The organism is Sphingomonas sp. CCH9-E2, assembly GCF_001557215.1.
Lineage (GTDB): Bacteria > Pseudomonadota > Alphaproteobacteria > Sphingomonadales > Sphingomonadaceae > Sphingomonas.
Genome location: NZ_LSJM01000233.1, coordinates 1 through 12,814, shown reverse-complemented (window position 1 = coordinate 12,814; position 12,814 = coordinate 1). Strand labels below are relative to the sequence as shown.

12 protein-coding genes and 1 pseudogene are annotated in these 12,814 nt (G+C 64.2%); 4 read left to right on the top strand and 9 right to left on the bottom strand.

Annotated elements, in window-relative coordinates:
• Positions 1 to 267: 267 nt before the first annotated feature.
• The 4 genes from AX681_RS11055 to AX681_RS21960 are packed head-to-tail and all read right to left on the bottom strand — an operon-like array spanning position 268 to position 6,376.
• Positions 268 to 3,504 (bottom strand): efflux RND transporter permease subunit, encoded by a 3,237-nt coding sequence (locus AX681_RS11055; RefSeq protein WP_066664343.1) that lies wholly within the window; start codon positions 3,502 to 3,504, stop codon positions 268 to 270.
• Positions 3,505 to 3,506: 2 nt separating this feature from the next.
• A complete protein-coding gene (locus AX681_RS11050) occupies positions 3,507 to 4,676 on the bottom strand; it encodes an efflux RND transporter periplasmic adaptor subunit (protein ID WP_066664345.1) in 1,170 nt (389 codons plus the stop codon).
• 3 nt (positions 4,677 to 4,679) lie between these two features.
• On the bottom strand, positions 4,680 to 5,981 hold the full coding sequence (locus tag AX681_RS11045) for a TolC family protein (protein ID WP_066664347.1): 1,302 nt from the start codon (positions 5,979 to 5,981) through the stop codon (positions 4,680 to 4,682).
• A 59-nt stretch (positions 5,982 to 6,040) separates the two neighbouring features.
• Positions 6,041 to 6,376: a hypothetical protein gene (locus tag AX681_RS21960; protein ID WP_072599051.1), complete on the bottom strand. Its 336-nt coding sequence runs from the start codon at positions 6,374 to 6,376 to the stop codon at positions 6,041 to 6,043.
• A gap of 307 nt (positions 6,377 to 6,683) precedes the next feature.
• On the opposite strand from AX681_RS21960, the gene AX681_RS11040 reads away from it, so the two are divergent.
• Positions 6,684 to 7,496 (top strand): universal stress protein, encoded by an 813-nt coding sequence (locus AX681_RS11040; RefSeq protein ID WP_226998777.1) that lies wholly within the window; start codon positions 6,684 to 6,686, stop codon positions 7,494 to 7,496.
• A 170-nt stretch (positions 7,497 to 7,666) separates the two neighbouring features.
• Here AX681_RS11040 and AX681_RS23200 read toward each other — a convergent pair whose 3' ends face one another.
• Together AX681_RS23200 and AX681_RS11035 are read right to left on the bottom strand one after the other, a co-directional pair.
• The gene (locus AX681_RS23200; RefSeq protein ID WP_072599028.1) at positions 7,667 to 7,921 is read right to left on the bottom strand and encodes a GDCCVxC domain-containing (seleno)protein; all 255 of its coding nucleotides are present in this window, start codon (positions 7,919 to 7,921) and stop codon (positions 7,667 to 7,669) included.
• Complete coding sequence (locus tag AX681_RS11035; RefSeq protein ID WP_231733841.1) at positions 7,914 to 8,228, bottom strand: mercuric transporter MerT family protein; 315 nt, start codon at positions 8,226 to 8,228, stop codon at positions 7,914 to 7,916. The genes AX681_RS23200 and AX681_RS11035 overlap by 8 nt, the downstream gene beginning before the upstream one ends.
• A gap of 143 nt (positions 8,229 to 8,371) precedes the next feature.
• Between AX681_RS11035 and AX681_RS11030 the strand changes: the two genes are divergently transcribed.
• Positions 8,372 to 8,767, top strand: a complete 396-nt coding sequence (locus AX681_RS11030) for a MerR family transcriptional regulator (protein WP_066664352.1) — start codon at positions 8,372 to 8,374, stop codon at positions 8,765 to 8,767.
• A 27-nt stretch (positions 8,768 to 8,794) separates the two neighbouring features.
• Here AX681_RS11030 and AX681_RS11025 read toward each other — a convergent pair whose 3' ends face one another.
• From AX681_RS11025 to AX681_RS11015, 3 genes are all read right to left on the bottom strand, one after another.
• Complete coding sequence (locus tag AX681_RS11025) at positions 8,795 to 10,678, bottom strand: FTR1 family protein (RefSeq protein ID WP_226998782.1); 1,884 nt, start codon at positions 10,676 to 10,678, stop codon at positions 8,795 to 8,797.
• Between the two features lie 77 nt (positions 10,679 to 10,755).
• Positions 10,756 to 11,400, bottom strand: a complete 645-nt coding sequence (locus tag AX681_RS11020; RefSeq protein WP_066664357.1) for a cation transporter — start codon at positions 11,398 to 11,400, stop codon at positions 10,756 to 10,758.
• Positions 11,401 to 11,459: 59 nt separating this feature from the next.
• Complete coding sequence (locus tag AX681_RS11015) at positions 11,460 to 12,146, bottom strand: class I SAM-dependent methyltransferase (RefSeq protein WP_066664359.1); 687 nt, start codon at positions 12,144 to 12,146, stop codon at positions 11,460 to 11,462.
• A gap of 42 nt (positions 12,147 to 12,188) precedes the next feature.
• Between AX681_RS11015 and AX681_RS11010 the strand changes: the two genes are divergently transcribed.
• The gene (locus AX681_RS11010) at positions 12,189 to 12,608 is read left to right on the top strand and encodes a MerR family transcriptional regulator (protein ID WP_066664361.1); all 420 of its coding nucleotides are present in this window, start codon (positions 12,189 to 12,191) and stop codon (positions 12,606 to 12,608) included.
• 3 nt (positions 12,609 to 12,611) lie between these two features.
• Positions 12,612 to 12,814, top strand: a pseudogene (locus AX681_RS22850) (hypothetical protein); the annotation flags it as partial.

The window sequence follows — 12,814 nt, the reverse complement described above, 5'->3', positions numbered from 1 at the left end:
CCTTTGCCCACCCCAAGGCGACCCGCCACAGACTACATTGCAAAGCGGTGGAAGTTCTCCATCTCTGGCATTTCCGCCATATGCCGCGCTCGCCGAGGGCAAATTGCGCGAATGATCGGCACGTGTGAAAGCGTCAAAGGAGGTTATATAGAATGGGTGTTTTCCTCCATGGTCAGGTTGCCTTTTCGCTGGTGTCTGATGCGGCGGACGGCAAAGCCGCCCGCCTCTTACAGGGATGCCCGTTGCCGATAGGGCGGCCACCAGGACTCACAGGGAAGCCTTGACGAGATTGGACGATCCCGGGTCGGGCCGCTTGTCCGGCGGCGGAATATCCGTCTCCCTGCGCCCGTAGCGCGCGTAGAGCGTCGGCAGCAGGAACAACGTCAGCAGGGTCGCCGAGATGAGCCCCCCGATGACCACCGTCGCCAGCGGCTTTTGAACTTCGGCGCCCGCACCCGACGCGATCGCCATGGGCACGAAGCCGAGTGACGCGACCAGCGCCGTCATGACCACGGGGCGCAAACGCATCATGGCGCCTTCACGGGCGGCTTTCGCGCGCTCCATGCCTCGGGCCATCAGTTCCTGAATCGATGTCACCATGACGAGTCCATTCAAGACCGCAATGCCGGACAGGGCGATGAAGCCGACCGCCGCCGAGATCGAAAAGGGCATGCCCCGCAGGAACAGGGCGAGCACGCCACCCACCAGCGCCAACGGCACGCCGGTGAAGACGATCGCTGCATCACGCATGCTTCCCAAGGCCCCGTAGAGCAGTAGGATGATGAGCGCGAAACAGGCCGGAACCACGAGCATCAGCCGCTCGCTCGCCGATTGTAGGTTCTCGAACTGGCCGCCCCAATCGAGATATTGCCCGGTGGAGAGACGCACCTCGCTCGCGATAGCAGCCTGCGCATCCGCAACCACGCCCGCCACGTCACGACCGCGCACATTCGCCTGCACGACGACCCGCCGCTTGCCATTTTCGCGGCTGATCTGGTTGGGACCATCGGTCACGCCAATGTCGGCGACGCTTTGAAGCGGCACGAACCCCCCATTCGGCAGCGGCACCGGCACCTGACCGAGCGTTTGCAGATTGGCGCGCGCCACATCCGACAGGCGGATGGTGATGGCGAAGCGCCGATCTCCTTCGAAGATCATGCCGGCGTCCCGTCCGCCGATCGCGGCTGAGATGGTGTCCTGCACGGTCTGCGCGGTGATGCCGAGCCTCGACATGATGTCGCGGCGCGGCCGAATGTCGAGCATCGGCAGGCCTTCGGTCTGTTCCACCCGAACGTCGACGGCACCTTCCGTCTTGCGCAGGACAGCCGCGATAGCATTGGCCGTCGCGTTCATCGCGTCGGTGTCGTCGCCGAACACCTTGACCGCGATGTCGCCCCTCACGCCGGCGATCAGCTCGTTGAAGCGCATCTGGATGGGCTGGGTGATCTCGAACGCACCACCCGGCAGACTTTCAAGCGTCTTCTCGACTTTCGCCACCAAGTCGGACTTGCTGAGCCCCGAGTCCGGCCACTCATCGCGCGGCTTGATGATGATGAAGGTGTCGGAGATGTTGGGGGGCATGGGGTCGGCGGCGAGTTCCGCCGTACCGGTCTTGGAGAAAACGAACCGCACCTCGGGCAGCTTGCCGAGTTCCCGCTCGATCCGCGACTGCATTGCCTGACTCTGATCGATTGACGTTCCCGGCACGCGGAGCACCTGGGCGGTCAGGTCGCCTTCATCAAGCTGGGGCAAGAACTCTTGGCCCAGGAACGAGAAGGTCAGGATCGCGGCAAGGAAGGCGCCGATACCCACGCCCATTGTGAGCGTTGGCCGCTTCATCGCGCGATCAAGGCCCGGCTCGTACTTGTGCTTGAGCCAGGTCATGATCCTTCCTTCCTTCTCTTCGACCGGCTTCGACAGCCAGATCGCCAGCATGGCCGGCACGAAGGTCAACGAGAGGATGAAGGCGAAGACGAGTGCCATAATGACCGTCAGCGCCATCGGCGTGAAGGTCTTGCCTTCGACGCCAGTGAGCGTGAGCAGCGGCACATAGACGAGGATGATGATCGCCTGCCCGAACACGGACGGGCGGATCATTTCGCGGGCGGCATGCGCTACGACCGACAACCGTTCGTCGAGTGCGAGCGTGCGGCCGTAATGATGTTGCCGCTCAGCGATGCGTCGCAGCGCATTCTCGACGATGATGACCGCGCCGTCGACGATCAGGCCGAAGTCCAGCGCGCCGAGGCTCATCAGATTGGCCGAGACGCCGCCGCGCAACATGCCGAAGCTGGTCATTGCCATGGTGATCGGGATCACCAGTGCCGCGATCAGCGCTGCCCGGAAATTGCCGAGCAGCACGAATAGCACGACGATGACGAGCAGCGCGCCTTCGGTGAGGTTCTTGGCCACCGTCTTGATCGTCGAATTGACCAGCGCTGTGCGATCAAGCACCGGCTGAATCACAACGTCGGTCGGCAGCGAGGCATTGATTCCATCAAGCCGCTCCGCGACCGCCGAGGCAACGGTGCGGCTGTTTTCACCGATCCGCATGATCGCGGTGCCGACGACGACTTCTTTGCCGTTTTCCGACGCGGAGCCGTAGCGGATCGCCTGCCCGAGACGCACCTGCGCCACCTGGTCGAGCCGGATCGGCGTGCCTTCGCGGGTCGCGATGACGGTGCCGGCCAGCTCGCCGACATTGCGGATGCGCGCGTCGGAGCGGACAGCGAGGCCCTCGCCGCCACGATCGACCACGCCCGCGCCGACGCCCACGTTATTCTCTTCGAGCGCGCGGGCGAGATCGGTCAGGTTCAGCCCAAGTGCAGCAAGCCGCTGGACGTCGGGAATGACCTGAAACTGCTTCACATGGCCGCCGATCGAATCGACGCCGGCAAGGCCCGGCGTATTCTTCAGCAGCGGCGCGACGATCCAGTCTTGTGCGGTGCGCAGATAGGTCGCCTGATCGGCCTCGCTGACAAGCCGGTCGCCCTCTGGCGTGATGTAACTGCCATCCGGCTGCATGCCGGGCTCGCCCGGCTTGTGCTTGTCTTCCTTCCGGTGCTGGAAACGGACAGTCCACATATAGACTTCGCCCAGGCCCGTCGCGATCGGCCCCATCGTCGGCACCGCACCATCGGGCAGGCTTTCTTCCGCGACGCGCAACCGCTCCGCGACCTGCTGGCGCGCAAAGTAAATGTCGGTCGAATCCGTGAAGACCGCCGTGACCTGGGCAAAACCATTGCGGCTGAGCGACCGGGTGTATTCAAGGCCGGGAACCCCGGCGAGCGCGGTTTCGATCGGGAAAGCGATTTGCTTCTCGACCAGTTCGGGTGAAAGGGCCGGCGCGGCGATGTTCACCTGCACCTGATTGTTGGTGATGTCGGGAACGGCGTCGATTGGCAGGCGCGAAAGCGCCCAGCCTCCGATAGCCGCAGCGATGAGCGTCATGAGCAGGATGAACCAGCGACGCTCGACGGAAAATGTGACGATGCGGTCTATCATGATCAGTGCCCATGCTCCGCTTCGCCCTTTCCGAGCTCAGCCTTGAGGGTGAAGCTATTGGGGCCGGCGAGCTGTTCGTGGCCCTTGAGCCCCGACGTCACGACCACGTTGTCGCCGTTCGGGCTTCCGAGCGTGACAGGGGTCGCCTTGAAGCCATGGTCGGTGCGCACAAACACCGTGGACCTGCCTTCGACGGTCTGTACCGCGCTTTGCGGCACGAGCAGCGATGCGGGGCCGCTGCCCGCAAGCTGGATCGCCGCCGTCACGGGCTCGCCCACGCGCCATTGGCCGGCTCGGTTGTCGATGACCGCGATCACGCTCGCAAGGCGCGTGGTTTCATCGAGGATTGGGGAGACGAAATCGACCCGCGCCACCGATCGCCGATCGCCCGCCAGGATCTCGATTTGAGAGCCGGGGCGCACCTTGCCGGCATCAGCCGGTGACAGCGCCAGCGTCACCGCGACCCGCCCGAGGTTGGCGACGCGGAACAGCTCGGCATCGGCGGCGACCGTCTGGCCCAGCGTCACGCTGCGCGCGACGACCTGGCCCGAGAGGGGAGCATTGATCGCGATGCGATTGAGCGCGCCGCCGCCGCCGCCAGCGGCCGACACCTGTTGCTGCGCGAGACGCAGCGCGATGCGTGCTTCTGTGGCTGCCGTGCGGGCCGCAATCAGATCCTGTTCGGGCGACACACGCTCGTTGAACAGACGCTGTTCGCGACGGAGATTGCTCTCGGCGAGCGCCAGTCTGGCCCGCGCGGCCTCAATTTCGGCGTTGAGCGATGCCGCTTCACGGCTTTCGATGACAGCGAGCGTCTGCCCGCGTCCGACGGACTGGCCGAGGTTGCGCGTGAGCGAGACGACACGCCCGCCGATCGCGGCGGACACGACCTGCATACCTTGGGGGTCGCCTTCGATCGTTGCGGGGAGGGTCAACGCACCCCCACCGCTGCGGATCACGCGGACCAGCTCGACACCGGCTTTGCGAATCTGATCGGCGCTAAGGTCGATTTCGCCTTCTTCGTCGGCATGACCTCCCTCTTCGGATGCCGCGCCATTTTTGGCCGTGGTGGCGTTCTGCGCGTCGTCCGCCGCCTTCTCGCCGCCGGAACATCCGGCCATCAGGAGTGCGGCCAGCGTGAGCGGCAAGATCGCCATGGTACGGGTTTTCATTTGTCATTCCCCCTGTGTGATCGGCGCGCGGGCGGTAAGCCGCTCAAGCTGCGCCTGGGCGATGTGGTAGGAGAGCAGCGCGTCGATCGCAGCCGCCCGTGTCTGGGCGAGCGTGCGTTCGGCATCGAGTAGATCGAGCTGGCCGAACTTGCCCTCGCGATAGCCGATGCGGGCGATGCGGGCGGCTTCTTCGGCCGCCGCGAGCGCGGGTCCACTGGCCGCCGCCGCATTTGTGGCGGCGTTGGCGGCATCGGCTTGGGCGCGCGCAATGGCCTGGTCCACATCGAGTGCCGTGAGGCGTCGCCGCGCGTCCGCGCTCTGCCGTTCGGCGGTGGCTTGGCTCAACGCCGCCCGGCCGTTGTTGAACATCGGGATCGGGATCGACAGGCTGAAAATCGCCGCCGTGTCATTGGTCTGTTCGAGCCGGCGCGCGCCGGCCCCAAGCGTCAGGTCGGGAACGCGCTGCGAGCGCGCGAGGCGCACGCCGGCGTCGGCGATAGCGAAGTCGGCATTGGCCGCCGCCATCATGAGCGTGCCCGTGCTGTCTATTGGCCGGAGGGGGCCATAGGTCGCGGGCGCGCGGGAGAACCAGTCCGTGTCGAGCGGCCCCGCGATGGGTTGGCCGATAATTCGCGACAGGGTGAACCGCGCGACTTCGACAGCCCGTTCTTCCCGCGTTAGCGCAGCGTCGGCATTGACCCGTGCTACGTTCGCTCGCTCTGCCTCGATCGGCGACGCGCGGCCCGCCTGCACGCGGACCTGCGCGGCGCGCAGGGTTTCATTTGCGATACGGGCCTGATCGCGGGCGGTAATGAGCCGACGTTCCGCCGAGGCGGCCTCCGCGTAGGCGCGAATGACGTTCAGCCGGAGATCGGCTTGTGCGATCGTGGCCTGTATGGTGGCCCGGTCGGTTCGAGCGTCCGCGACGGCGATCCGAGCCGATCGCTTGCCGCCGAGTTCGATCGGCAGCGTAAGCGATGTGGTCGCTTCGAGGCTCTGCGTGCCACGGTACGGGCCGGAACCAGCGACATTTTCAGCTTCGACCATGACGCTTGGATTGGGCCGGAGCCCCGCGACGCGCCGTCCCGCTTCGGCAGCGCGAATGTCCGCCGTGGCGGCTTCGAGCGACGGCGAAACGACGCCGGCAAGTTCGAGAGCGCGATCGACTGTGAAAGATGGGCCTATTAAGGCGGGCGACGTGCTTTGGGGCTGAGCGGCTCCGGTATCAACCGGCGACGCGGTTTGGGCCTGCGCGATGCTCGCGCAAGCGGTCGCGGCCAGCAAGGCCGCGAGCAATCGGTGCATGATCGAAAGACTCCTGATAATTCCGGGGGAGTCCCACGGATGGGACTAGGCTGGAATCGTCATGCCTTTGGAGGTCGGTGATTTGGATCGGGCGCGCTCGAGACGCGAGCCTTCGCATTCGGAAGCAAGGGCGGCGCTGTGCGCAGATGCGCTTGGGTGGCGAATCCTTCCTTCTCGGGCTCGCCTACTTGTTCACCCTGGCAGCTACCGTGATGGTGCGCTGCCGCCTTGTCATCTTCAGACGGAACTTGCTCGCGAACGTCATCGACATAGCCGAGGTGCGCCGCAGCATCTGAACCCACGCATCTAATGGGTTCGGCCGCGCGCGCAGCCGTGCCCGCGGTCAGCGACAGCGAGACGAGGCACGTCAGGATCAAAGCGAGGAAGCGTCCCATGGCGGGCGCCCTATAGCACGCCAACCAATTCAGAAAAGGATTCATTTGCTGATTTTGGCTTGATGTGCTGGTATATCATGCATTTATTAGTCGACAGCTAGTTGTCGAACGCGGACATCGAATCATGCCAATATCGCGCATGACTTCGCCAAGGTCAGAATAGTCATTCTGCAACATAGATGTGGAGAAGGTCGCGGCCAATTTTGGTCTACTGGAAAAGCATCGGCAAAGCCATTCTGCAACCAGCAGAGCGATCGAACGCTGTTATCAGTAAAACCAATCTCAGCCGAGAAAAGGAGGGAAGAAAATGACCCCGGAGATACTGCGCAGCCTCGTCGTGGACGCAACCCCTGATGGCCCCCTCGAGCAACGTCTCGAGGCGGCATTGCAAATTGCCAACGAGCACAAGGGCTCCCTCGTGGCCGTTTGCCCAGCATGGCCTACGGGCATGTCCTTCGCTGATGCCCTCGTCCGCGGTCCTCTTCAATCGATGGCTCGGGAAGAAGAAATGCGTCAAGCGATCGCGACTTCGCGAGCAACATTCGATCGCTTGACGCAAGGCTCCTCAGTCACGACCGATTGGTGCGACAGCATTGCTGATCCTGCCGTCGTCCTGCGCGAGCACGGCTTGCTGGCCGACCTCATCATCATGAGTTTGCCGAGGGAGAGCGAGGTGGCGCAGGCCGATCCCGTCGATCTCGCTGCCGCCACAGGCACGCCCATTCTTCGCTTGGGTGCTGCAACCTCGCGAGAGGCCTTTCGACGCGTGCTGATCGGTTGGAAGGATTGCCGGGAGTCGCGTTGCGCCTTGCGGGCAGCCCTACCCATCCTGCGGCGGGCCGAAACCATCCTCATCGTAGGCGTGGGCGACGAAGCGTCATCGGAGTGCCTCAGCGCCGTGCAGCGTTATCTTTGCGCCCGCGATATGAACGCACAACACGACCATGTTCCCGACAATGGCAAAGGTGCGGCTGCATCGATGACTGAGATTGCCCGGCGCGACGGCTATGGCCTGCTGGTGGCGGGCGCTCGGGCGCAAGGCCGGTGGAAAGAGCGGATAGTCGGTGGCGCCACCGAGGAATTGCTGAGGACCGATGTGAACTGGCTTCTGGCAAATTAGATATGCGGCTCGCTATTCAAGCAAGCTGCGGTAGTGCCCCACCGGCGGATGGGCGCTCCAGATTCGGAGGGGGCATGATCCCTGCTCTGATGACCAGAACGGCGGCATGAACGACAACCGGATGAGCGTAACTCAGCCGCCAAACGGTCCAAGAAAGGCGGCGCCACCTCTCAAATATGGGAGAACGGCGCTGTCGCATCACCACAGCTGGCCGCGCTTCTGCCTTCAAGCTGGATCGGTGGGCAAGGAATGCTGCCGAATGAACAGAAGACGCAGCAATCACCATGCTTCGGCCGGAGGACCGCACCGCAACCGGCGCAGTCGTAGAAATATTGGCATGCGTTGGTCGGCATGATCTCTGTTTTCACGAAGTTGCAGTGCGGACAGGTGAGCGTCGATTCGAGCTGAGGCGCCTGCTCAGACATAGGAATAGCCGAGCCAAAGCAGGGCCGCGCCGGTGAGCAGCCCGATGAAGAGGATCAAGCGCAGCCACACCGGGGTGCAGGCACGTTCTGAATCACAAGTGGCGGTAGAACGTTGCATCCGCCAGAGCAGGAGCGTGCCTCCGGCAAGGCTGAGCGCGCTCAGCCACAACAGAAGATCGCGATAAGGGGCCGCCGTCGTCGCAATCCCGCCGAACCAGGCGGCACTGATCCCCACAGTCGTGAACAGGAAAGGCAAGGCGCAGCAAGCAGCCACGCCAAAGGCGGCCGTAACGCCTCCGAGCGTCAACAGGACCGCTCCACTTGTTCGCGCTCCGCCTCGTGAACCGGTCCGCATCAACGACTCCTTGAATCTGTCATGAGGAGGTCATACCGTCTGTAGTAGCTACAGACTCAAGCCATTATTTTCGGAAGGCACGTGTGAGCGGAGAGATGATCGCGATTGGGGAACTGTCGCGCCAGGCTGGCTGCAACATCGAGACGATCCGCTATTATGAGCGAATCGGCCTTACGCCAAGGGCGAGCCGGCGGGGCCGCTATCGCAGCTATGATGCTGACGATGTCAGGCGGCTGCGCTTCATCCGCCGTGCGCGCGAGCTCGGCTTTACGCTTGAAGAGATCCGCGCACTGATCGGGATTGCCGCTGCAGGTGAGGTGTCATGCGCGGATGCGCGCGGTATCGCCGCCGCGCATCTCGCAAGCGTGCGCGCACGGCTCTTCGATCTGCGGCGGATGGAAGAGGTTCTTCATGAAGTCGTGCGCGCTTGTGATGCAGGCGAGCATGCCGGATGCCCATTGATCGAGACGCTTTCTGCGGACGCTAGCTGAGCGACGCGGTGCCATCACAGGACGCTTCTACTCGGCCGCGGCGGTGCCTGTCGCATGCCTTCGACCATTATACCAGAATCCAACACACAGGATCGCGAGCGCGAGAAGTTGGAGCAGCAGCGGTTGCAATGAGGGGAAGATGCCGAGCATCGACAACCTCGGCACATGCGCGACCGGCGTGATGTCGATGAGCCCGGCCTCCTGGAGCGCGGCCGTGCCCTTGCCGGCGAGCACCACTGCCAGGATGGCGACGAGCACCGAGCTGTAGGCGAAGAATTTCCCGATCGGCAGCACGCGGCTGTAACGCAGCATTGCCCAGGCAACCACGGCGAGCGCCGCGACCGCGGTTGCAGCACCTGCCGCGATGACGCCGCCGCGCCCTTGCGCCGCCAGCGCCGCGAAGAACAGGATCGTCTCGAACGCCTCTCGATAGACGACGAGAAAGGCGAGTCCGAACAGGAACCAGGCCGAGCGTCGCGACAACGCCTTGCCGAGCGCTTCGCGGATATAGCGTTGCCAGCTTTCGGCATGCGACTTGCCGTGCATCCAGATGCCCACAGAGACCAGCACCACCGCCGCGAAGAGTGAGCCGAACCCTTCGGTCAGTTCGCGGCTCGCGCCGCTGATCGAGATCGCATAGGTCGCAACCGCCCAGGTCGCGCCGCCCGCAACGAGCGCGGCGATCCAGCCGCCATGAACAAAGGGCAGAACTTCCGGCCGGTCGGCCTTGCGGAGGAAGGCGATCATCGCGACGACGATCAGCAGCGCCTCGAGCCCTTCGCGCAGCAAAATGGTGAGTGCGCCGATGAAGGTCGAGACGTCGCTCGCCGCATCGGGCGACAGCACGGTCTCTGCGTCTGCGAACAGACCCTCGATCACGGCGACCTTGTCGGCGAGTACCTCTGCCGGCTCACCGCGACCGATCGCGGTCCGGAATTCCCCCATCGCGCCCTCGATGCGCGCCATCAGTGTCGCGTCGCGGGCAGTGAGGATCGGCTCCACCGGCTCGAACCCATCGAGATAGGCCGAGAGTGCAAGCCGCTCGGCGTTGCGCCTGTCGCCCGCGCGATAGGCGGTGAGGCTTTGTGAAAGCTTCTCGCGTGCGACCGCGAGCGATGCGGGTGTCGGCATGCTGAGTGCCTGCGGGTTCATGCGCAGGTAAGCGACGACGGCATCCGCCTTATTCTGCCCTATAGCGCGGCCGAGTTCCTCCGGCGTCATGCTGGTGAAGGCCTGGAGATCGGGGAAACGCTGGCGCAGGGCGGCGTTGCTCTTCCACATGCGCTCGCCCGCCGCCGCGTCCTTGAACGCGAAACCACCGACATAGGCTGCAAGCGCCCAGCGGTCTTCCGATGGCAGATGCGAAAAGCTCTGCATGGCCGTGCCGTCGAGCCCTTGATCGATCACCTGATAGAGCGCGAACAGGCTGCGTTTGCGCGCACGCTCAGCGTCGGTGAAGGCGATCGGCGGCGGATCCATTCCAACCGCCTGCGGACCGCGGCCGTCGCCCTTGGCGCCGTGGCAGCTCGCGCAATTCTCGGCGTAGAGCGCCCTGCCGCGTGCAGGATCGGGCGCCTTGGCGGGCGCAAGTGGCACCGGATAGGCGGCCAGCAGATCACTCGCCAAGGCTCGCGCCTTCTGCGCCACCACTTCCGGCGCTGCCTTTGAAGCGATGGCGGCCTCAAGCCCCTGGGCCTCGCCGATCAGCCTGGCCCGTCCGGGCTTCGAAGGAAGGGCCGCGATGCCGGTCCGGATCGTCGCCGAGAATTCGGTCATCTCAGCATATTCATTCGTGCTCGTGACGCGGCCGCCCGACACTGCTCCGGCATAGTCGACAGCCACATAGTCGAGAAGCCGCCAAATGGTCTGAACCTCGCCGCCTTGCGCTCGCGCAGCTACCGGAGAGAGCATGATGCCGCCCAGCGCTGCAAGAAGAAGAGTGAACAGGCGAAGACGGAAAAGCAGGACCACGCAGTGAACTCCAAAGATCAAGCCGTCTGCGTCAACTCGCGCAGCTCGGTACGCGCGCCGCGGAGGATTTCATAGGCGGAGTGAAGGAAGAGGACCGCGATTACCGAGGCAACCGCAAGGTCGGGCCAGGCGCTGTCCGTCCACGCGACAAGCCCAGCAGCCACAATGACCGCGACATTGGCGAGCGCATCGTTGCGGCTGAACAGCCAGACCGCTCGCACATTTGCATCGCCTTCGCGAAACCGCGAGAGTACGAATGCCGAGGTCACGTTCACGATGAGTGCTACGACGCCGAGAGCGCCCATCAGATCGGCCTCGGGCGGGACCGCGGTCAAGGCACGCCAAAGAGCGACGCCGATCACGCCAAGCCCCAGCGTCAACAGGAATATGCCCTGCACAAGCGCGACCCGGGCGCGCGCTGCGGCGGTCCAGCCGAGCGCGATGAGGCCTACCAGCGTGATCGTCCCGTCGCCGATGAAATCGAGCGAGTCGGCCTTGAGCGCCTGGCTGTCGGCGATAAAGCCGCCGACGATCTCGCATGCGCCGAAGCCGAGATTGAGGAGCACGACGATCCAGAGCGCACGCCGGTAGGCCGGATCCTTCTCCGCGCGCGCGCTGTCCCCAGTGCAGCCACAGCCGCTTGCTTCATCCGAATCTGCCATGTGCTGCTTCTACAACCTCCAGTAACTGTAGAAGCAAGCATTTCTGCAAATGGTTCGCGTTATAGGTTTTTGGGAGCCTGGAGGAGGAACAAGCTGATCGCGCCGGTGAGCGTCGGGATCGCTCGCAGGGGGGCTACCGGTCCGCCTGCCAAATCGGCAAGAATGGCCTCGATCGCGCCCTCGGCATTGGGCTGGGTATCGGCGAAACCATCGAGACGCTGCACGGTCAGCCGGAACAGCGAGCGCATCAGTGGCGATGTTTGCGCCGCATAGTCAGCGATGTGAAGTTCCCCGCCGGGCTTCAGCGCTGCGGCCATCGCTGCAATCCCGCTTCGCTTTCCAGCCAAGGGAACCTGATGAAAGACGAGGCTCGAGACGGTCTTGTCGAAGCGTGCGCCCAAGGTTGCCGCATCGCTTGCAAAGCCTTGGCGCCACTCAATCTCCACGCCTGCCCTTCTCGCCTTGGCTTCGGCGCGATGAAGAACGTCCGCATCAGGGTCGAGCCCTATGATCCGGGCATCCGGAGCCCGACCTTTCATCAGAAGCGCAAAGCTGCCCGTGCCGCAGCCGACATCGAGGATAGTCTCGCCGTTGCGCGGCGCCACTTGCCCAAGGAGCGCGGTTCGCCACAGCCGCTCGCGCGTTAGCAGCCTGATGGCGAAATCATAGGCGCCGGTCAGTCCGGCTCGCCCGAGCGCGGGCGTGAAGCGCTCATCGGCTGAGACTGTTTTTTCGGGTTTGGACATGGATAAGCTATACAATCTCCAGTAACTGGAGGATCAAGAGGCATGACCAAGCTGCTGGCAATCGGTGATCTGGCGAGGCGGACCGGAACCAAGGTCAACACGATCCGCTTCTATGAGGATATTGGTCTCCTCCCGCGCGCCCTGCGGACCGCCTCGGGACGGCGCACCTATGGCGCCGCGGACGTGCGCCGCCTTGCCTTCATCCGACATGGCCGTGGCCTTGGCTTCTCAGTCGAGGAGATCCGCTCGCTCCTTGCGCTCGCCGACGAGCCGGAACGCGACTGCGCCGAGGCGGCGGCAATTGCACGCCGCCATCTACGGGATATCGAAATGCGCATCGCACAGCTTGAGACGCTGCGCGATGCGCTCGCGGAGGTCGCTGTTTCCTGCGAGGGCGGTCGCGCGGGCGATTGCCGCGTGATCGAAGCAATTGCCGGCGCGGAACTATCGGTCGAGGCCTGATCCATGGAGAAGGTGACGGACTTAGAGGCCGAGCAGCGCAAAATCATCCGGCGGGCCGCGGTGGCCATCGTCTTCTGCGTGCTTGTACTTGCCGGAAGCTACCTCCTGCTGCCGCGCTTGATGGCTTTCCCGACCGGTCTTGCCCAACGCCTTGATCTGCCCCCCGCTGAGTGGCCCAGAGACTATGATAGTCTGGACCATGAAAG